Raw genomic sequence first — 22094 nt, 5'->3', positions numbered from 1 at the left:
CTTGTAGCAAAACTCTTTTTAAATTTGCTCTTTCATTTCACGCCACTAAAGAGCGATAAAATACCAAACAAGAGATTCAATCAAAAGAGCCCCAAAGATAGCAGCCAAATAAAGTAATGAAAAGAAAAACAGTTTTTTTGCCATCAAAATAGTTTCATTATGTGTATCAGCTTTCCACAAACGATAGGCAAAATAAAGAAAGATAATGCTTAAAATTGTTGAAAAAATACCATAAAAAATTCCGCCAAGACCAGTAAAACAAGGAGCAGCAGCGCATAACGCCATCAAAATAGTATAAAATAAAATCTGTTTTTTTGTTGAATGTTCACCTCGTACATTAGGCATCATAGGGATACCTGCAGCCTCATAATCAAGAGATGAAAATAAAGAAAGAGCCCAAAAATGAGGGGGGGTCCACATAAAAATGATTAAAAATAATAAAAAGCTATCAATACTCACTGTCCCTGTTGTCACGGCCCATCCAATCATTGGTGGAAAAGCCCCAGAAGCACCACCAATAACAATATTTTGTGGTGTGATACGCTTTAACCAAATTGTATAGATAACGACATAAAAGAAAATCGTAAACGCAAGAAAAAAGGCCGCAAACCAATTAATGAAGCTCCCTATAACCAATACCGAAAGCATAGAAAGAACCATGCCAAAAATAAATGCTTTTCGGGAACTGATTTTCCCCATAGGAATAGGACGCTTTTTGGTCCGTTCCATCAGGGCATCAATATCAGCATCATACCACATATTCAGTGCTCCCGCACCGCCACCACCGATAGCAATACATAAAATCGCTAAAAAACCATACAGCGGATTGATAGGAACAGGCGATACAAGCAAACCAACCAGAGCCGTAAAGACCACGAGAGACATAACACGTGGCTTTAATAATGTGATATAATCACCAATACCGGATTTTGGTGGTGTTGATTTACCATTCACAACCGATAATTCTCCTGAAACTGACATTCCACTCAAGGCTCTTTTCCATTTCTGTCATTCACAAACCAATATTATCTAACGTATGGAAATGGCCAATTAAGACCAATCGTATTTTTGAGAAAATATGAAATACTTCTTTCGCACGTATCCCCTAAAGATAGATGGAAATATTGGCAACAAAAATACATTTTTTCAATCAACATTCTCTCCTTCATTACAAATATATCATAAAATATATCCTATGGATTAATATATTTGGGTAAATACTGATTTTGTGTTATAGTTTTTATATGGGGAATTCATTTTTTTATGTAAATTTATGCATAGCTGTGTGTGTGGTGAGTCGGATAGGATTTTCTGTGATACTTTATAAATTACTCAAAAAAACTTTTTTTATTGGTGCTGTTCTTCACACACTTTATAGTAGTTTTATCAATCATGCATTTGCACAAACACCCTATGCGCAAAATGTCCCTGCTCCACAAACCTATGGTGCATGGACAAAAGTTTGTGCTCTACCACCAGGTACACCTAACATGCAGTGTGAAGTTGTACAAAACGTTCATACACAAGGTCGTCATGATATTACCTTGCGCGTTACATTTTATAAACTTCCTCAAAAGCAGGGTGCTTTGATGCGTGTTTTTGTTCCGATTCGTGTTGAATTACGTCCTGGCGTTGGAATCAAAATTGACGATAAAAATATGGGCAGAATGGAATATCGTCGTTGTCTTGGTGATAATTGTGTTGCTGAAGCTTTTCTTAAAGAAGACATATTGCAGCTCTTTTTAAAAGGAAAAATAGCAACCTATTTTATCTTTACAACTCCTGAACAAGGGATTGGAGGTTTCGTTGACCTTCATGGTCTTAGCGACGCCTATGCAACCTTACCGACATGAATAAAATCGATACACTTTAGACGATAAAAATCTCATCGTATATTTTGAAAGCTTCTTAAATTAGATTAATAAAAATCTTCTAAGCCCCCATAAAAATAGGATAATTCTTATGAAATCGCTGATTGATCATTTTGATATTGCTTCCTCTAAAGTGCAATCACTTGTACAGGAAACGCTTCATCATGCTGATGATGGTGAGCTTTACCTTGAGTATACAGAAAGCGAAGCTCTTTTATTTGATAATGGACAGCTTAAAAACGGCTCTTTCCATCAAAATATGGGGTTTGGTCTGCGTGTCGTTGCTGGAGAAGCAACTGGATATGCACATTCCAGTGAATTATCAGCTGCTGCACTCAAACGTGCCAGTGAAGCAGCTAAAGCTGTTACCTATAATAATCATGCCGGAACTTATAGCATAGCACCTCAACAAACAAACAAGAGACTTTATCAACCGCATAATCCCCTTGATGCTCCATCATTTGAAGAAAAAAGTGCTCTTTTGCAAAAAATTGATGCCTATTTACGTGCTAAAAATGATAAATTGCATCAAGTGACTGTTTCTCTTTCCGGCTCTCTACAACATATTGAAATTTTACGTGCAGATGGTTATTTGGTTCGTGATATTCGTCCTCTTGTGCGGCTTTCTATATCTGTGGTCGCGGCTGAAGGAAATCGACGTGAAAATGGTTTTTATGGATGTGGAGGGCGACAAGCATTTAACCAATTTATTCATGAAGACAATTGGAAAAAAGCTGCGGATGAAGCCTTACGTATGGCTTTAACAAATTTAGAAGCAGAAGCAGCACCTGCAGGATCTTTTGATGTTGTCTTAGCCAATGGATGGCCTGGCGTTATGCTCCATGAAGCCGTAGGTCATGGCTTAGAAGGTGACTTTAACCGTAAAAAAACATCCGCTTTCTCTGGACTTTTAGGACAACAAGTTGCGGCAAAAGGTGTTACAGTTGTTGATGATGGAACAATTCCACAATGCCGTGGCTCTCTCACTGTTGATGATGAGGGGACCCCTTCAGGATATAACGTTCTCATTGAAGATGGAAAGCTCGTTGGTTTTATGCAAGACAGGCTTAATGCACGGCTTATGGGAAGTAAATCAACTGGAAATGGACGGCGTGAATCTTATGCTTATGCGCCAATGCCACGAATGACCAATACAATCATGCTAGGAGGAGATAAAACACCTGAAGAAATCCTTTCTTCACTCAAACATGGTATCTATGCTGTTTCATTTGGTGGAGGACAAGTTGATATTACTTCTGGAAAATTTGTCTTTGAATGTACTGAAGCATACCGAGTAGAAAATGGTAAAATTGGTGCACCAATCAAAGGCGCAACTCTTATTGGAAATGGACCGGATGCTATGAAACGTATTACAATGATTGGTAATGATAGTAAACTTGATAATGGTATCGGTATCTGTGGAAAAGCTGGCCAAAATGTTCCTGTTGGTGTTGGTCAACCTCATCTTCGAATCAATAATATGACAATCGGTGGAACTGCGCTTATAAAGGAATAAGCTTTCTCATTCCTTACCAATATTGCCTCCTTCTCGTCTATTAAGACCGTTGTGTGAGGGGGGGTACAATGCATTGACTTATAAAGATAATCTAGCTTTATTCATATTGAATTAGAACCTTGAATATCGTAAGATTTCTCTCATTTTAAATCTGTGTCTGTTGAATCAATCAAAATTATTCGTTTGTACGTTACAGGTGGAGAGAGCCATGTGGATAAAAATGGTACAAGAAAGGACTAAGAATTCCTCTTATGGACCGTCTCAAGTACCAAGAGTTGTAGCTACATTGGAAGGTGGCAAATATAACAATGGCACCGGCTTGTCCAGACACATCTTCTTCGTAATACATTAGTCTTTTGTGTGGGATAACTTGTCTTTTATGTTTCTAATATAAAAGCTTAAAATAAAAAACACTTTCTACATTCAGTGCTCTTAATTCAACAAGAAAAAAGTCATTATTATAGATAAATTTTAGAGAGATTTTATCATAATACTCAAGTAAACTTAAAAAAATCTTCATGGCATTAAAAAAATTTAGGCTAAAGCTTCCAACCTTTCTTTTTTTTCTTTTTGCTCAAAACAGCAACAATTTCAACATGTGGTGACCATAAAAACTGATCAATCGGTACGATTTTTTCTACTATATACCCCCCTGCAACAAGGAGAGATAAATCACGAGCAAATGTAGTAGGATTACAGGAAATTGCCACAACACGAGATACTGTTGTTTTCGCTAATTCACGTACTTGTTGCTCTGCACCAGCGCGTGGAGGATCAAAAACTACACACTCAAAACACTCAAGTTCCTTTACAGAAAGTGGATGTCGGAAAAGATCACGTTTTTCACAAGTTACCGTTTTTAAACCAGTTGAAAAACGTGCTGCTGTATTTAGATTTCTTAGTGCATCTTCATTATTTTCTACTGCATGAACATTCATCTTTTTTGCCATACGAAATGTAAATGTTCCTAGCCCTGAAAACAAATCAACAGCATTTTTTGCTTTTTTTAAATGAGTCAAAATAATATTGCCCATTATATTTTCTGCTTCGCCAGTTGCTTGAAGAAAACCACCAGAAGGAAATTCAACACGAACATCTCCAAAGTAAATCTCTGGTTTTTCTTGTTCAACCAAAACTTCACCGTCAATAGATAAACGTATAATCCCATATGAAAGAGCCGCACTGATCATTTTCTGACGAAGTGATTCATGGTATACAATGCAACCGCTTAAAGCAACATCTAAACCATTTTCAACATGTGTTATCGTAACATGAAACCGCTTGGCAGAGCTGCTTAGAAAAGCACAGAGCTCTCTGATATTGTGCAACTGAGAAATAAGCTCTGGATGGCTTACTGGACATTCCTCAAGAGCCACAATCTCATGAGAGAGATAACGGTTAAAACCAACTTTTTGCCCCTGTGGGGTCATGGATGCTGTTAGAGTCATCCTCCGTCGGCTTATAGGGTTTACATTCTATTAAAGGTGCTACAACACTATTAAGTCCATACTTTTTAAGCGCATCAACAACCAATTGTCGTTTCCATACGCGATAAGCATCCATATGCCAATGTTGAAGAGTACAGCCTCCACATTCTCCAAAATGCTGACAAAGAGCATCAATGCGTTCTGGTGATTTTTCTTTTAATGCTATACATGTTGCATATTTTCCATGAACAGCAATTTCAATACACTCTCCTGGTAAAGTAAAAGGAACATAAACAAAACCGTGCGATGTCTTGGAAGTACCATAACCATTTGCTCCGATATGGTCGATTATGACATTGTCACTCACTCTTGTTTTTCTCCGAATAGTAAATATTCCACATTGCCATCACCACCTGTAATAGGAGAAGGAATTAAACCTTTTGCACTCCACCCTGTTTGTGTATTTAACCAAACAAAAAGCGCCTCAGCAGTTTCTTTAGCTATTGATGGATTTAATATCCCTCCCTTACTAAAATGTTTACGACCAACCTCAAACTGAGGCTTTACCAGTAAAACAGCTTGGGCGCCCTTCTTGGCTAAAGACAAAACGGGAGGCAATGCAAGTTTGAGAGAAATAAAGCTAACATCTGAAACGATAAGATCAATTTCTCGCCCGCCTAAATGTTTCTCTTGAAAATCTCTAGCATTCAAGCCTTCTAATAACGTTATAGCACTATTGCCCAATAAACGTTTATCAAATTGATGATGCCCAACATCAATGGCAATTACATGAGCCGATCCACGCTCTAAAAGAACTTGTGTAAAACCACCTGTTGATGCACCAACATCAATGGCCATCACTTTATCTGTTATAATCGGAAACGTATCAAGTGCAGCAATTAATTTTAACGCTGCCCGAGAAACATAATTCTGTGCTGGATCGCAAACAGCAATCTCTGCATCATCAAAAACGGTTTGCCCAGCCTTTAAAACGATTTCGCCATTAACTTTAACAGTCTGACGCATGACAGCATCACGTGCACGTGAACGTGTCGTAAAAAAGTTTTTTTCAACTAAAAGAATATCGAGCCTTTTTCTGGCAGCCATATTATACTCGAATTTTTTATCCTGTTCGAATCTCGCAGCCCAAAGCGGTAAAAACCGTGTTGACAATACCCATAGCGTCAAGCCCGATAGTTGAGAGAACTTTTTCTGGTGCACCATGATTTAAATATTCATCAGGAAGTTTTAGTGTACGAACTTTCAAACCATGTTCTAAAAGCCCTTCTTGCGCTAAAAATTGTAATATGTGCGCTCCAAATCCACCGATTGCCCCTTCTTCAATTGTCACCAATACTTCATGCTCACGTGCCAAACGACGCATCAAATCCTTATCTAAAGGTTTTGCAAACCGTGCATCTGTAACTGTTGTAGATAATCCTTCAACCTCCAACGTATCAGCAGCCCGCAACACTTCTGACATCCGCGTTCCAAAACAAACCAAAGCGATCCTATTTCCTTCACGCAGAACACGCCCTTTTCCAATTTCTAATAACTCACCACGTTGCGGTAAATCTATACCAACACCCTCACCACGTGGATAACGAAAAGAAATTGGTCCCTGATCATAAGCTGCAGCTGTACGCACCATATGCATCAGTTCAAGCTCATCAGAAGGTGCCATAACAACAAACTCAGGAAGAGTGGACAAAAAAACAATATCAAAACTTCCAGCATGTGTTGCACCATCTGCCCCCACAAAACCTGCTCTATCAATGGCAAAACGTACCGGTAATTTTTGAATTGATACATCATGGATAATTTGATCATAAGCACGCTGTAAAAAAGTAGAATAAATTGCAACAAAAGGCTTATACCCCTCACAAGCAAGTCCTGCCGCAAAAGTTACGGCATGTTGCTCAGCGATACCAACATCAAACATTTTTTCAGGAAATTTTTTTGCAAACGAATCAAGACCCGTCCCTGTTGGCATCGCTGCTGTTATGCCAACAATCTTATCATCATGACGAGCTTCTTCTATTAAAGCTTTAGAAAATACCTTAGTATAGGGTAGAATATTACTTGATGCTTTAACCTGTTTTCCTGTCATAACATCAAAACGATTAACACCATGATATTTATCAGACGAGGCTTCTGCAGGTGGATATCCTTTTCCCTTATGGGTTACAACATGCACCAAAACAGGACCATTAGGATATTCACGAACATTTTTTAAAACAGGCAATAAATGCCCCAAATTGTGCCCATCTATGGGCCCAACGTAATAAAAGCCGAGCTCATCAAATAAAGTTCCTCCAACCAAAAGTCCACGCGCAAATTCCTCTGAACGACGTGCCTTATCCAAAAAAAACTTTGGCAATTTTTCGCTCAACATCTTTACGCGTTCACGCAAATGACGATAAGAAGGACGAGATACTAATCGTGCAAGATGTGCACTCATAGCACCTGTAGGTGGTGCAATAGACATATCGTTATCATTAAGAATAACAATCAAGCGTGCATCCAAAGCACCAGCGTTGTTCATTGCTTCATAAGCCATGCCCGCAGACATTGCACCATCACCAATGACAGCTATGATATTGCGTCTTGTCTCTGCTTTCAAAGCACTCGCCACCGCCATACCAAGCCCCGCTGAAATAGAAGTAGACGAATGACCCGCTCCAAATGGATCATACACACTTTCTGAACGTTTTGTAAAACCTGATAATCCGCCCTCTTGACGTAATGTGCGAATTTTTTCTCTACGCCCCGTTAAAATCTTGTGTGGATAGGTTTGATGACCAACATCCCAAATAATCCTATCCTCTGGTGTATTAAAAATATAATGTAATGCAACAGTGAGCTCAACAACACCAAGTCCCGCCCCAAGATGACCACCTGTTACAGAAACCGCATCAATTGTTGTGGTTCGCAACTCATCAGCCAATTGCACCAAATCAGACTCAGGCAATGCCCGCAAATCTTGCGGAAAACAAACACGATCAAGCAATGGTGTTAAGACCTGAGACAAAAAAATCCTTTCTATTATATTAACTCAAGAAAACACAACAATACAAATATATCTTCTCTACTCTTATTTACAGTTTTGTGTCTTTTTTACTGAAAAATGTTTTTTTCTATTTGAGATGAGCTATAGTTTCCCCATTTTTAACTTATTTTATAAAAAAAGAAATCAATAAATTTAATTTTCTATAAAAAAAGTTATCACACCTCCTAGTTTCACAATAAAGATCAAAAAATATTTAATATTATTTAGTATCAAGCGGTTCTACTCCTTCTGGAGAACCCTCTTCTGAAAGCTGGATTTTTTCAACTTTAGCTTCAGCAACTCTTAAGAGTTTTTCACAATGCTTTTTAAGCGCTTCACCGCGTTCATATATATCAATGGATTGTTCTAAAGGCACATCGCCACGTTCCAAATTTTCGACAATAACTTCAAGTTGCTTAAGTGCTTGCTCAAAGCTTAAGGCCGCAATATCCCCCTTTTGTATCTCTTTTTTCATATGAACCTCAAAAAATATCGGTTCTGGATACACAAATTCCAAAACCTTCTAAACCTACATAATGATGCTCTTTAGAAGCATAAACAATAACAGATCTTATTCCTAAATATTTTAAAATTTGTGATCCTAAACCAATTTTGTGCCATTCTTCTTTGCGTTCAATCGCCTGTACATGGTTTTCTGAACTGTCTCTTGCCATCTTTTGAATATCAATAGTTGATTGTATAACAGATCCTTCACGCAAATAAATAAATACGCCACGTTTTTCTTTTTCCATCATATGCCGCATCATCGCCATAATGTCTGAAGATTGACAAAAAACGTCATTTATAATGTTTTCATGATGTAAATGCACAGGAATATCCTCCCCCTCACGGACATCACCAAAAACAATTGCAATATGCTGAACGACTTCCCAAGGGAGTTGATAACTTTGAACAATAGCGGGACCTAGAGATGTTTCAATAGGCATTTCTCCAATATGCTTGATCAATATTTCCTTACGTTGACGGTAAGCAATTAAATCTGCAACCGTTATCGTGTGTAACCGATTATTTTGTGCAAATTTAATGATCTGATCGCCATGTTTAACGCTGCCATCATCATTGACCAACTCACCAATAACACCAACTGGTGGCAAACCAGCTAATTTACATAAATCAACAGCGGCTTCCGTATGACCTGAACGCATGAGCACCCCCCCTTCATGCGCAATCAAAGGAAAAATATGTCCTGGACGGACAAAATCGTGGGCGCCAGCATTTGGATTAGCAAGATTACGAACTGCCAATGTGCGGTCATGTGCCGAAATCCCCGTCGTTATCCCATGTTTAAAATCCACAGTAACAGTAAATTGTGTCCCATGTGCAGAGTTATTATCTGGTACCATAGGAGCAAGATTAAACCGTTGTGCTTCTTTTTTTGGCATAGGTGTGCACACAATACCTGTTGTGTGACGAAGAATAAATGCCATCTTTTCTTCTGTACAATGCACTGCAGCAACAGTTAAATCACCCTCATTTTCACGGTCATCATCATCTGTCACCACAACAATTTCACCGCGTTCAAAAGCTTTAAGTGCAGAAACAATTTTTTTTTCATCATACGCCATTGTCCACCTTCTCAATCACCCAACTTGACCGCGATGTCTTAGATAATGGTCAGCAATAGCACAAGCAACCATCGCTTCACCAACAGGAACGGCACGAATCCCAACACATGGATCATGACGTCCCTTCGTTATAACATCTATATCATGACCATCAACATCAATGGAGCGACGAGGCGTTAAAATTGATGAAGTAGGCTTTACAGCAAAACGTGCAACAATTGGCTGTCCACTCGATATTCCCCCTAAAATACCACCAGCATGATTGGATAAAAAAAGCGGTTTTCCATCATTTCCCATTCGCATTTCATCGGCATTTTCTTCTCCCCTCAGACGGGCTGCCGCAAAACCATCACCAATTTCAACACCTTTTACCGCATTAATCGACATAAGTAACGAGGCAATATCTTGATCAAGCTTTGCGTAAATAGGGGCTCCTAAACCTGCCGGAACATTTTCTGCAACGATCTCAACAATCGCACCAACAGATGTCCCTTCTTTACGAAGTTTATTGATATAATCACTAAAAATGTGAACCATTTCTGCATCAGCTGTAAAAAAAGGATTATTATCAACCTCTGACCAATCCCAACGATCACGATTAATATTATGAGGACCAATTGCTATCACTGCTCCTCGTACAATCAAACCAGGAACGATTTTACGAGCAAATGCACCAGCTGCAACACGTGCTGCCGTCTCCCGTGCCGAAGCACGTCCCCCGCCTCGAAAATCACGAATGCTATATTTAATATCATAAGTATAATCCGCATGTCCTGGGCGATACTGATGGGCAATCGAGCTATAATCCTTCGAACGTTGATCTGTGTTTCGAATCAACAGAGAAATTGGTGTACCTGTTGTCACCAATGTCATACCATCGTCTTGAACGACAACTCCTGAAAGGACCTCTACTTCATCTGGTTCTCGGCGCTGCGTTGTGTATTCTGATTGTCCTGGTTTGCGTTTATCAAGATAAGCTTGAACTTCTGCAAGAGTAAAAATAATCCCAGGTGGACAACCATCAATGACACAACCAAGAGCAGCACCATGACTTTCACCCCATGTTGTTACACGAAACAAATGACCAAATGTATTATGCGACATGAAAAAAGATCCGTTTCTCTGTCAAATATATACAACGACAACGTATGTTGTGTGCTATACACAAGATAGCTCTTTGCTCCCAAATACTCCTGGCCACTTTAAATTTGGTCAAATTACTGCTGTCCAATAAAATCCTATAAACCAAACTTTATTCTTTAACGACAGAAATGTCCGGTGCATCAACTGCTTTCATACCTATGATATTATAACCTGAATCGACATGATGGACTTCACCGGTAACGGAACGAGACAAATCTGAAAGAAAATAAAGCGCAGAATCACCAACCTCTTCAATTGTTACCGTACGACGTAATGGAGCATTATATTCATTCCATTTTAAAATATAACGAAAATCACCAATACCAGAAGCCGCTAACGTTTTAATTGGTCCAGCAGATATAGCATTAACACGAATATTTTGAGGACCTAAATCTACCGCTAAATATTTCACGCTCGCTTCAAGAGCTGCTTTGGCAACCCCCATTACATTATAATTGGGAACAACCTTTTCTGCACCATAATAGGTTAGTGTCAAGATTGAACCACCATCTGACATCAATCTTTCTGCACGCTTCGTTAGAGCTGTTAAGGAATAAACGGAAATATTCATGGTCATCATAAAATTTGATTCGCTGATATCAATATAACGACCACTTAATTCATCTTTATCAGAAAAACCAATAGCATGAACTAAAAAATCAAGTTTGCCCCATTTCTTCTCTATTTCTCTAAAGACCGTATCAATAGAGACACTGTCAGAAACATCACAATGTCCACAAACAAATCCCTTTAATTCTTCAGCCAAAGGCTCAACACGCTTTTTCATTGCTTCACCCTGATAGGTAAAAGCAAGCTCTGCCCCTGCGCTATTTGCCGCTTTAGCGATTCCCCAAGCGATGGAGCGATTATTGGCCAATCCCAAAATTAAACCACGCTTACCATACAATAAACCATTACCCTTAGCCATCAGCACTGCCCCATTGTTACTTAAAATTAATATTATTCATCTGCCTATGACACAGGTCAACTTTTTCTTCAAGCAATTGGTTTAAAATCAAACAAAAACTACGCTTTATATATAAAAAATTTTAAAATTAATCTTGTTGCATTTGCAAAAACTGTTCTAGCGCAGCATTTTCACCTTCCGGCAACATAATGCGAACATGCACATAAAAATCATCTCTTGTACCATTTTTTAAACGAAGCCCTTTTCCTTTCAACCGTAAAACGCGATCAGAACTTGACCAAGCAGGAATCGTTAAAACCACACGTCCCTCCAACGTCTCAACCTCTTCTTTTGCTCCCAAAACAGCATGTTTAAGAGAAACTGGTAAATCAAGATGGAGTGCTCTTCCTTCAACCCGAAAACGAGGATGTTTTTGAATCTGAATGGTTATCAACGCATCTCCTGCTTGCCCGTGAGGGACCTCTTCTCCCTGACCTTTTAAACGAATAGTCTGTCCATCTTCAATATAATCTGGGAGTTTAATTTTTAACTTTTTTCCATTTGGAAAAACAGCTTCTACCTTTTCTGCGCCAACCATCTGCTCTAATGTTATGGCAAGATTAGCACGAATATGTGCTCCTTGTTTGGGACGGTTATAGTGTGTGGAATTCGAAAAGCTACCTCCTCCTCCAAACAGATCCCGAAAAATATCACTCGCATCAAAACCTGCACCACCTGAAGAGGAAAAATCAAATCCCTTTGCTCTTCCTGAAAAGGGATTTTCTTTATTGCTAAAATTTTCACCAGCACCATAGGCTTGATAAAGCGGTTTTCCTTCCATATCAATTTCACCGCGGTCAAATTGTGCCTTTTTATCTTTATCACCTATAATTTCGTAAGCTTGATTAATTTCAGCAAATTTTTCTTTAGCCCTTGTATCATCTTTATTATGGTCTGGATGATACTTCTTTGCTAATCTTCTAAATGCCGATTTAATCTCTTGCGATTTTGCGGTACGTGCCACACCCAGAATCGTGTAGGGATCACGCATATTGCCCTCTTTTCAATTTTTTCGTTTTCAAAATATCAACTGATATGTTGTCCAATATCCTTGTATAACTTCATCAGTCTATTCTAGAGAATAATTTCTTCTTTTCCCTTTATATGTCTATCAATAAACTAAAATACCAGATAAAATGAGACATTTATTTAATATAGCTCATTGTAGTCTATGCTAAAGTAAAAATAATTAAACTACCATAGAAATACACGATAGCATTAGCTTTTTGAAAATAAGAAAAAATGGTACTGTAACTTCTTGATGCTAAAGTAAATGAGAAAATGCCTCACCCATGCTCACTGATATTTGGAGAAACTATGAGCAACAAAATACCAACAGATGATCATTTTATGCAAATACAAAAACCTTTTGAGCTTTTCGAAAAGTGGCTTGAAGAGGCAACGGTAAGTGAAATAAATGATCCAAATGCTATGGCATTGGCAACAGTTGACGAAACAGGACTCCCTAATGTTCGTATGGTTCTCCTCAAAGACTACAGTCCCCAAGGCTTCGTCTTCTATACCAATTATGAAAGCTGTAAAGGACAAGAAATTTTAAAATCAATGAAAGCATCCTTGGGTTTTCATTGGAAGTCACTCCGTCGTCAGGTCAGAATTAGAGGAATTGTTGAAAAAGTAAGTCAACAGGAAGCTGATGCCTATTTCCAATCGCGACCACGTGGTAGTCGAATTGGTGCATGGGCATCTAAACAATCTCAACCTTTAGACAATCGTTTTGTTCTCGAAAAAGCAATTGCTCAATATACTGCGCGTTATGCTCTAGGCAATATTCCACGACCACCTTATTGGTCTGGGTTTCGTGTTAAACCCCTTTCTATAGAGTTCTGGTGCGATCGCCCATTTCGTTTACATGATCGTCTGCTTTTTACACGCGATTGTGTTGCACACAGCGATTGGAAAAGACAAAAACTTTATCCCTAATTCTTCAAACTTCATCGTTATGAAGATTTTTTCTTCCCAGCAGTTAAACAGATATTTTTATTTGAAAAACTCTAAAAGAAGATGATTTATTTTATTTAAGAAGAATTTCATTTTCACTGTAAAAGTTGATTGGTAATATTTTCTACTGTATCATTTGAAAATAGATAAGCAACAAGCTTATTTAAAAGAAAATACTGTATTCAGCAGAAACTATGATTTTAGCTAATTTATTTTTAGACCGCAGGATAAAATATCGTCCATATACCCCCACATACTAAACCAGCAAAAATTACAAAACCAATAAGCGAATTAGATTTGAAAAGCCTGAGGCATTGTGAACTGTCATCTATATCAATGACTTTAATTTGAATAAACATATGGATGCTTGCCACAAAAACCCCCAAAAAACTAAGAGAAGGGACTCCAGCTAAATAAAATGCGAGACTAACGAACACCACAAAACCACCATACAAAAATACTAAAGCACGCTTGGTTCTTTTACCAAAGAGAAGAGCCGTGGAACGGACACCAACAGTAGCGTCATCTTCTTTATCTTGATGTGCGTAGATTGTATCGTATCCTATAGTCCACAAGATTGATCCCACATAAAGCAAGATTGGTGCCCAGCTTAAACTTCCAACGACAACAGCCCACCCCATTAATGCCCCCCAATTAAATGCAACGCCTAAAAAAAACTGCGGCCAATATGTTACGCGTTTCATAAAAGGATAAAATGCAACAGCTATCAATGACGAAATACCTAGAAAAAAACTAAACCCATTAAATTGTGATAAAACGACTAAACCAACCAAACATTGCACAAGTATAAAAACTCTTGCTTGAAACCGACTCACATGTCCTGTCGGCAATGGGCGAGAACGTGTTCTTTCTACCTGAGCATCAATTTTATAGTCAATAAGATCATTCCAAGTACATCCTGCCCCTCGCATAGCAATAGATCCCAGAAAAAAAAGAAAAAGATACCAAACCCAATGAAGAAACATTGATAAAAGAGTATCGTAATGTATGTTATAAGAAAAAAAAGCCATTGTTGTTGACCAAAAACAAGGCCACATCAACAATTGCCATCCGATAGGCCTATCCCAACGTGCCAATTGTGCATAAAACCATAAAGAACAGGGAAGAAAATTGTAGACCCATTGTTTGGAAGATGCATCCATAACCCGTCCTTGGCTATCATAGGACTGAACATGCGCAATATTTTTATTTTTTTTCATCAAATGATTTACCTTTGGTCTTGCGATAGAGACATTTCATTCTTATGAGAAGGAGATGAGATTAATCATCTTTTATGAGAGGAGCAAGCAATGAATATTCTTCTTATTGGCTCTGGTGGACGAGAACATGCTTTAGCATGGAAAATAGCAGCATCACCACTTCTAACAAAGTTATATTGTGCTCCTGGAAACCCTGCAACAACAGAATTTGGTGAAAATATTAATTTAAACATTGATGACCATCCCCTTGTTATTGATTTTTGTAAGGCACATTCTATTGATCTTGTGATTGTAGGACCAGAAGCACCATTGGTTGCGGGTATAACAGACTCTCTTAATAGCGCTAACATTTGTGTATTTGGTCCTACTCAAAAAGCTGCTCAACTAGAAGGTTCAAAAGCTTTTACAAAAGATTTATGTCGTAAGAATAACATTCCTACAGGAAGTTACCAATGCTTTAATGATGCCTCTAAAGCTAAAGCTTACATTCATCAACAAGGTGTTCCCATTGTTATTAAAGCTGATGGCTTAGCGGCTGGCAAAGGTGTTGTGGTTGCAACAACTATGGAAGAAGCATTTAACGCAGTCGATGCCTGCTTCAAAAGTGCATTTGGAGATGCAGGAAAAAAAATTGTTGTAGAATCTTTTCTTGAAGGTGAAGAAGCAAGCTTCTTCTGCCTTTGTGATGGTAACGTTGCTCTTCCTTTTGGATCTGCTCAAGATCATAAACGTGTAGGTGATGGGGATATTGGAGCAAACACCGGTGGGATGGGTGCTTATTCACCAGCGCCCATCATGACCCAAGAAATAGTGAATCGTACCCTCAAAGAAATTGTTGAACCAGCTTTAAAAAGCATGAAAGAAATGGGCGCCCCCTTTAGAGGTATTCTCTTCGTCGGATTAATGATAACGCAAAAGGGACCCGAACTCATTGAATTTAACGTACGATTCGGTGACCCTGAATGTCAAGTTTTAATGATGCGTCTCAAAGATGACATTTTGCCAATTTTTCTTGCTGCAGCTCAAGGAAAACTTGAAAATAAACCTCTTTGGTGGTCTGAAAAAACTGCTCTCACCGTTGTTATGGCTGCTAATGGTTATCCAGACTCTCCCCAAAAAGGTACTGTTATCCGTAACGTTGATAAAGTAAACACTCTTCCCAATGTGAAAGTTTTTCAAGCTGGTACAGTATTGCGTGATGGAGAACTCATTGCAAATGGTGGACGCGTTCTCAATATAACAGCAACAGGAAAAACAATTACACATGCACAAAAACGTGCTTATGAAGCTGTTGATTGTATTGATTGGCCAGAAGGTTTTGTTCGTCGTGATATCGGATGGAGAGCCATTGCGCGAGAAAACTAAATCCTTTGAATATTCTTTTTTACGATTTGATTATTTTATATAAGAGCATGATACGCAAATTTTCTCACTGTTTTACGTTGACCATAATTTTTAAAAAATGAGTGTGCTTTCCTTTGAATAATCAAATATTGTAAATAGGATATCTACTCATGATAAATTAGGAAGATTTTCTGAATATGACACTGTAATATAAACTGATCATTTTACTGTTGTATTTACTTTAAACGCATTTTCTCATCACTTTTATAAACACTTTCTTTCTTATAAAATCCTGAAGAAAAAAATATATACCTATCATTTATTTTATTCTTTAATAAAATTCCGCTTTTACGAAAAATAAAATGCCCCAAAAAAGATCCTGATGTTATTCGCGTGCGAATTCTTAAACAATATCTCTCCTGCTCGTCACTCCCATTTTACGACACTACCTGCAAATAGTATAAATCCATTCTGCCATCTTTCTGGAATAAAGATAAAAACCGATACCATCATTGTATTTTCCAGCTCTCAATATTACGATAACCCTTTCTATCTAAATGATTTTTATTATAAGATGGAGATGAAATAAAAATATTTTGCAATATTCCAAGCTCTCATTCAACATAGAGAAATGATTTATAAAAAAGTAAAAAACACTCCCAGTCATCTGCTCGTGTTTTAATGATGTGGCAAAAACCAAAAATTACACCGCCAAAAAAACAGTTTCTATTGTTATGAAAACCGTTTTTATCTCTCCGAAAAAAGTGCTTAACATAACCGATTCCTGCTGCCAATGTATGGTGTCAAAAAACTCTCATTTACAATCATTGACTTCCTCTTTGCCTTAAAGAACCAAAAGTCATGCCAAATTTCGCCTGTAAACGTCTGGATTCTCATTGAGCGGGTTCCTCTTGATTCCCACCCATATGTTTCACTTACACAAAAACCGACAAGCAAACTTAAGAATATTCGCCATGTCCTCTAAAACACTTCATGTGTGAAGTTTACATACCTTATATTACCGCCCCAAACAACGATGTTTTATGATACAACAAGATAAATGCTTATGGTATTACAAAAATGAATGCATATTAATATTACTGGAGTGCAATTCGATTCGAAATCACCAAACGCAAGCCTAACGGATTGCTATAACGAAGTAAAAAACGCTTTTGTTTAGAATGTGCTGTTGTACCAAAAAATCGATGTAAATCAGAACGATCTTTTACAACCAGAATGCGATTATCTTCATTGATCATAAGCATGGGGAGGCCATAAGTATCCGCCCATAATCGCCAATCCAGAAGAACATTATTCAAATCTCTGGAAACCAAAAGCGGTATACAAACTTCCTCATCGGCATGCAGTAATTCTAATGCAACAGCTCTTTCTCCTGAACGCGTTTTTACGGTACGTGCTGCAATTCCTTGGAAATGATAAGGGGGTATTAAATGCGATAAGCTTGAAGGCATATCCGTTTTAAAAGAAACACCACCCTCATTTAATGAACAAATAACCTGATTACCCGTTTTGGATGAAAAATATGTCGTCGTTTGTGGCAAATGGCACGGATCTAACCGAAATTCAAGCACCGCTTTTGCCTGATTAAAGCATTGATTAGCCATATACATTATCCCAATTTATCTTAAATAATATACACCATTTAGCAGCTTTTTCTCATTGGATTATTAAAAGTTTGAATAAAAAACAACTGGTTTCTTTTTTGGTTATTAAAATCTAAATAAAAATACATGATCACCATTCTTGAATTATAATACTTTTCCGGGATTCATTATCCCTAAAGGATCGAGCGTTTTTTTAATCCCTTGCATAATATCCAATGCGACAGGCGATTTAAAAGAACGAAGTTCTTCGCGCTTAAGCTGACCAATTCCATGCTCAGCAGAAAATGCACCTCTATAGTCCATCACTAAACTATGAATGTGATGATTCATTTTTGACCATAACTGCAAGAACACTGTCGTATCAGCTCCTACAGGTTGTGTAATGTTATAATGTAAATTTCCATCGCCCATGTGTCCAAAACAAATCACCCGTGCTCCTGGAGCAATATCTTCAACAATAAGTGCTGCCTCAGCAATAAAATCAGGAATAGAAGCAAGTGGGACTGCAATATCATGCTTAATGGACCCTCCTGCTAACTTTTGTGCTGATGATATACTTTCTCGTAATTGCCAAAAAAAATCTTGCTGTTTTAAAGATTGTGCAATAACTGCATCTTCTATCACCGCATTTTTTAAAGCTTCTTCTAAAATAATACTCAATACTGATAGCGCCTCATCATTGCCTTGCAACGATGAAATGTTCATTAATACATACCATTCATGTTTCCGCTGGAGAGGAGGCTTCTCACACATCTTATAATCTAAAGCCATTTGCAAACTGAGATTTCCCATGAGCTCAAACCTGTCAACATCCCTCCTCCGTATTCTTGAGCCAGAGATAAAAATTCTAAAGCCTTCGCCGGACTATACAATCCCACCAAAGCAACAGCTTTTCCTTTTATTTTTGGAAACATCTTCAAAACGGCTGCAGTTATAACACCTAATGTGCCTTCTGCACCAATAAAAAGATTTTTCAAATCGTAACCGCTATTGTCTTTTTTAACAAAACGCAAATCATCTAAAATACGGCCATCCGGTAAAACAACTTCCAAACCAAGACAAAGATCACGCATATTGCCATAGGCTAAAACAGCAGTCCCTCCAGCATTCGACGAAAGATTTCCTCCTACTTGGCAAGAACCTTCGGATGCCAAAGAAAGAGGGAAAAAACGACCTGATTCATCCACTTTTTTCTGTAAATCCTGTAAAATAACACCAGCCTCTACAACAACAAAATTTCCCTCAAGATTTATAGCTCTAATCTTATTTAATCGCTCCATGGATAAAAGAATGCTCCCTCCTCTTTTATCTGGTTGTTGCCCCCCTACAAGCCCTGTATTTCCACCCTGTGGCACAATCGGTGTGCGTGTTTTGCTCGCTAACTGCATAATCGATGAGACCTCTGCGCAAGAAGATGGACGTAAAAGTAAAGGTGTTTTTCCATGAAAAAGCCCACGCTCTTCAAGCAAATACGGTGCAATCAACGCTTGATCTGTTATAGCATGCTTAGCACCAACAATTTCCCTAAACCCCTCAATTAATTCCTGCTCCATGTTCATTTCTCCTTTGGAGCCGCAGCCCGTATAAGACGATCATTGATAGCCTCCCCTAATCCGTGTGATGGAATAGGTTCTACTGCAATACATCTCACTTTAAATGAATCTAATTCCTTCATATATTGAAATAAATGAGAGGCTGCCTCTTCCAACTTTCCATCTTCGCTAAGGTTTAAAATAGAAACAGCATTTTCAACCCCCATAACGCGCTTTGAACCAAATGCTAAAAGCGCTTCACCATTTTCCACCTTTTCTACATTCAAACGAATCATGGCATTGGGAGCATAATGCGACTTTAACATCCCTGGAGCTTCAATCATCGCCCTTTGATCTATCCGTTTTAAAGACTTCCCCACAACTTCTTCAATTTTATCAGCCGTAAGCCCCCCTGGACGTAAAAGATAAATATTTTCACCACAAATCTTAATAATCGTTGATTCAAGCCCTATTTTAGCAGGTCCTCCGTCTAATATCAAAGGAACAGATTCCCCCAAAGATGCAAAAACAGCCTCAGCTGAAGTAGGACTAAGACACCCCGATTGATTCGCACTAGGAGCAGCAAGTGGGCGGCCAAAATGTTGTACCACTTCCGCAAAACGACTGTCTGGAAAACGAACAGCCAAGGTATTCAAACCAGAAGTTGTTAAAGGATGGATATTATGCTGTTCCTTTAAAGGCAAAACCAATGTCAAAGGCCCTGGCCAAAATTTCTTCATTAATTGGCGTGAAAGAAAGTCAATTTTAACATAACGTTCCGCCATTTCGATGCCGCTGACATGCGCAATAAGAGGATTAATTTGCGGACGATTCTTTGTAGAAAAAATAGAAGAAATTGCCCTCCCATTGGTTGCGTCGCCCGCTAATCCATAAACAGTTTCCGTTGGTAACGCTACTAACTTCCCTTGTTCAAGAAGCGCTATTGCCTCTCTTATCGAAGCACTATTGAGTGGTAGAATCGTCATGATACACCATTTCTATAACACTCTTTTAGTGGTGCAAAACTATAACGATGTAATCCTATAATTGGTCCATATTTATCAAGAGCTGTACGATGCGCTAGCGTTGCATAACCTACATGCTTCTCTAAACCATACCCTTTATAAACTTGTCCTGCACATTCCATCATCCGGTCACGCGTTACTTTTGCAATAATAGATGCGGCTGCAATTGAAACCGAACGCTGATCGCCCTTAATCAACGCCATTGCAGGACAGGACAACTCAAAAGGAATATCACGTCCATCAACAAGGACGTAGTGGGCTGGAATGGCTAATCCTATAATACAGCGACGCATTGCTTCTAAAGTTGCTTTTCTAATATTAGATTGATCAATTGTACGGGCACAAAGACTAGCGACTGAAACCGCTAATGCACTTTGCAAAATTTCATGATAAAGTCTATTTCGTTGGAGAAAAGAAAGTTTTTTTGAATCATTCAACCCATTAGGAATATGATCTTTATCCAAGATAACTGCTGCCGTTACGACAGGTCCAGCGAGAGGCCCCCGCCCTACTTCATCAACACCTGCAATATGAAAAAAACCCTGTTTTTGCAAATCCAATTCGCACAAAAAATTTGGTTGAAGCGGAAGATTAAACATCTTTGATAAATCACAAATACAACAAACATACATCTATTTCTGTAGCCTGATCATTTTTTGCAAGCATTACAGTTTTAAATGGCTCTTCAAACATTCTGCAAATTCTTGCACAAAAGATAAAAAAAACACAAAATAAAAAGTATTTTTTTGTCTATTTTCTTTTCTCAAAGACCATTCTAGCATGTATTTATTTTATCTGAAAAACAAAAAATACATTTCTTTGGTTACTCTCTTTCATTATGTATAATAAAATTATGACAAAATAAAATCTTTTATATTTATTTGTCAAAGATTTCCTAAAGTCATGATAGGTTTTACAAACCAACTTGGGTGCATTGATTTGATAAAAAGAGCTGCTTGCTGCGCCGTTTGTTTATTTTTAAAAATGCCAAAGCAAGTTGCTCCCGTTCCAGACATACGGGAGAAAAGAGCCCCACATTCATCTAATATAGATAACACTTCAGCTAACTGAGGTGCTATTTTTAATGTAGAAGAAAAAAGATCATTCCGCGTTTCTTGTAAAGCTTCAACCAATGAATCAACACTCTTTAAAGCGTCTATATTAATTTTTAAAGAAGGATTATGACGCTTCTCTAACGCTTTAAAAACAGTTTGTGTTGAAATCTCTTGTCCATGATTAACCAATACTATTGCAAGAGAACAGGCTCCTTTTAGTGGTATCATCTCTTGACCAATTCCTTTGACCAAAAGCGGCTGCTGGTATTCTAATGCACAAAGGCACATGGGAACATCAGCACCAAGAACTAAGCTCATTTTTGCTAATTCTTCGTAAGGGCAATCAAGATTCCACTGTTGGCGCAACATGCTTACAACCCCAGCTGCATCACCTGAGCCACCACCAATGCCTGAAGCAACAGGTAATGTTTTTACAAGCCGAAAAAAAGCAGGTTGAGCACATTCAGGAAAAGTCTTATGCATCAAATCCCGTGCGCGAATAACCAAATTATCTAAATGAGAAACAAGGCCTTTTGCAAACGGTCCCGTCAAAACAAACTGATTATTTTCACAAGGTGCATAGTGTAGACAATCGCCGCTAAGACTAAAATAAACCAAACTTTCTATTAAATGATATCCATCAGCACGTTGCCCCACAATATGTAGAGCTAAATTCAATTTAATAGGTGTAAATAAATAGGAATGTCTTTGAAACGAAGCTTGTACATTTGATATCATATGACGTAATATTCACCTGCATAGGGTCCTTTTACAA

17 protein-coding genes and 2 pseudogenes are annotated in these 22094 nt (G+C 38.1%); 4 read left to right on the top strand and 15 right to left on the bottom strand.

All coding sequences use genetic code 11. The features are described 5' to 3' along the window. Positions 1-45: 45 nt before the first annotated feature. Entirely contained in the window at positions 46-981 is a 936-nt protein-coding gene (gene cyoE / locus QHG57_RS04235) for a heme o synthase (protein ID WP_330168807.1), read from the bottom strand. Positions 982-1313: 332 nt separating this feature from the next. On the opposite strand from cyoE, the gene QHG57_RS04230 reads away from it, so the two are divergent. Together QHG57_RS04230 and tldD are read left to right on the top strand one after the other, a co-directional pair. After that, positions 1314-1853, top strand: coding sequence for an invasion associated locus B family protein (locus QHG57_RS04230; RefSeq protein WP_330169535.1), 540 nt, complete (start codon positions 1314-1316; stop codon positions 1851-1853). 109 nt (positions 1854-1962) lie between these two features. Beyond that, entirely contained in the window at positions 1963-3387 is a 1425-nt protein-coding gene (gene tldD / locus QHG57_RS04225) for a metalloprotease TldD (protein WP_330169534.1), read from the top strand. Positions 3388-3926: 539 nt separating this feature from the next. Here the strand turns inward: tldD and QHG57_RS04220 are convergent. The 8 genes and pseudogenes from QHG57_RS04220 to QHG57_RS04185 form a co-directional block, all read right to left on the bottom strand. Then, positions 3927-5181, bottom strand: a pseudogene (locus QHG57_RS04220) (class I SAM-dependent RNA methyltransferase). Beyond that, a complete protein-coding gene (locus QHG57_RS04215; protein ID WP_330167214.1) occupies positions 5178-5921 on the bottom strand; it encodes a TlyA family RNA methyltransferase in 744 nt (247 codons plus the stop codon). Before QHG57_RS04215 ends, QHG57_RS04220 begins: the two are co-directional and overlap by 4 nt. A 16-nt stretch (positions 5922-5937) precedes the next feature. Next, positions 5938-7845, bottom strand: a complete 1908-nt coding sequence (dxs, locus tag QHG57_RS04210) for a 1-deoxy-D-xylulose-5-phosphate synthase (RefSeq protein WP_330167213.1) — start codon at positions 7843-7845, stop codon at positions 5938-5940. A 238-nt stretch (positions 7846-8083) separates the two neighbouring features. Further along, positions 8084-8338 carry an exodeoxyribonuclease VII small subunit gene (locus QHG57_RS04205; protein ID WP_330167212.1) on the bottom strand — a complete coding sequence of 85 codons (255 nt, stop codon included), beginning with the start codon at positions 8336-8338 and terminating at the stop codon, positions 8084-8086. Positions 8339-8345: 7 nt separating this feature from the next. Next, a complete protein-coding gene (gene ribB / locus QHG57_RS04200; protein ID WP_330167211.1) occupies positions 8346-9449 on the bottom strand; it encodes a 3,4-dihydroxy-2-butanone-4-phosphate synthase in 1104 nt (367 codons plus the stop codon). Between the two features lie 15 nt (positions 9450-9464). Next, positions 9465-10553 (bottom strand): chorismate synthase, encoded by a 1089-nt coding sequence (aroC, locus tag QHG57_RS04195; RefSeq protein WP_330167210.1) that lies wholly within the window; start codon positions 10551-10553, stop codon positions 9465-9467. Between the two features lie 148 nt (positions 10554-10701). Continuing rightward, on the bottom strand, positions 10702-11520 hold the full coding sequence (fabI, locus tag QHG57_RS04190) for an enoyl-ACP reductase FabI (RefSeq protein ID WP_330167209.1): 819 nt from the start codon (positions 11518-11520) through the stop codon (positions 10702-10704). Between the two features lie 127 nt (positions 11521-11647). Then, a complete protein-coding gene (locus tag QHG57_RS04185; RefSeq protein WP_330167208.1) occupies positions 11648-12550 on the bottom strand; it encodes a J domain-containing protein in 903 nt (300 codons plus the stop codon). Positions 12551-12876: 326 nt separating this feature from the next. Here QHG57_RS04185 and pdxH point away from each other — a divergent pair, with 326 nt between their 5' ends. Beyond that, positions 12877-13500, top strand: a complete 624-nt coding sequence (gene pdxH, locus QHG57_RS04180) for a pyridoxamine 5'-phosphate oxidase (protein ID WP_330167207.1) — start codon at positions 12877-12879, stop codon at positions 13498-13500. Between the two features lie 233 nt (positions 13501-13733). Here the strand turns inward: pdxH and ubiA are convergent, their stop codons facing one another. Next, the gene (gene ubiA / locus QHG57_RS04175) at positions 13734-14738 is read right to left on the bottom strand and encodes a 4-hydroxybenzoate octaprenyltransferase (protein WP_330167206.1); all 1005 of its coding nucleotides are present in this window, start codon (positions 14736-14738) and stop codon (positions 13734-13736) included. A 90-nt stretch (positions 14739-14828) separates the two neighbouring features. Here ubiA and purD point away from each other — a divergent pair, with 90 nt between their 5' ends. Next, positions 14829-16103 carry a phosphoribosylamine--glycine ligase gene (purD, locus tag QHG57_RS04170; RefSeq protein WP_330169533.1) on the top strand — a complete coding sequence of 425 codons (1275 nt, stop codon included), beginning with the start codon at positions 14829-14831 and terminating at the stop codon, positions 16101-16103. A 1076-nt stretch (positions 16104-17179) separates the two neighbouring features. On the opposite strand, the gene QHG57_RS04165 is transcribed toward purD, so the two are convergent. The 5 genes and pseudogenes from QHG57_RS04165 to QHG57_RS04145 form a co-directional block, all read right to left on the bottom strand. Continuing rightward, the gene (locus QHG57_RS04165) at positions 17180-17707 is read right to left on the bottom strand and encodes a DUF6101 family protein (RefSeq protein WP_330167204.1); all 528 of its coding nucleotides are present in this window, start codon (positions 17705-17707) and stop codon (positions 17180-17182) included. Between the two features lie 144 nt (positions 17708-17851). Beyond that, positions 17852-19260 (bottom strand): annotated as a pseudogene (locus QHG57_RS04160) (FAD-binding oxidoreductase). Between the two features lie 2 nt (positions 19261-19262). Beyond that, positions 19263-20225 carry an L-threonylcarbamoyladenylate synthase gene (locus QHG57_RS04155; RefSeq protein WP_330167202.1) on the bottom strand — a complete coding sequence of 321 codons (963 nt, stop codon included), beginning with the start codon at positions 20223-20225 and terminating at the stop codon, positions 19263-19265. Continuing rightward, positions 20222-20896 carry a ribonuclease HII gene (gene rnhB, locus QHG57_RS04150; protein ID WP_419196319.1) on the bottom strand — a complete coding sequence of 225 codons (675 nt, stop codon included), beginning with the start codon at positions 20894-20896 and terminating at the stop codon, positions 20222-20224. Before rnhB ends, QHG57_RS04155 begins: the two co-directional genes overlap by 4 nt. A 252-nt stretch (positions 20897-21148) precedes the next feature. Further along, complete coding sequence (locus QHG57_RS04145) at positions 21149-22057, bottom strand: 4-(cytidine 5'-diphospho)-2-C-methyl-D-erythritol kinase (protein ID WP_330167200.1); 909 nt, start codon at positions 22055-22057, stop codon at positions 21149-21151. Between the last annotated feature and the right edge of the window lie 37 nt (positions 22058-22094).

The organism is Bartonella grahamii subsp. shimonis (assembly GCF_036327415.1).
In the GTDB taxonomy this organism is placed as follows: Bacteria; Pseudomonadota; Alphaproteobacteria; order Rhizobiales; family Rhizobiaceae; genus Bartonella; species Bartonella shimonis.
This window is presented reverse-complemented; position numbering and strand designations above follow the sequence as displayed.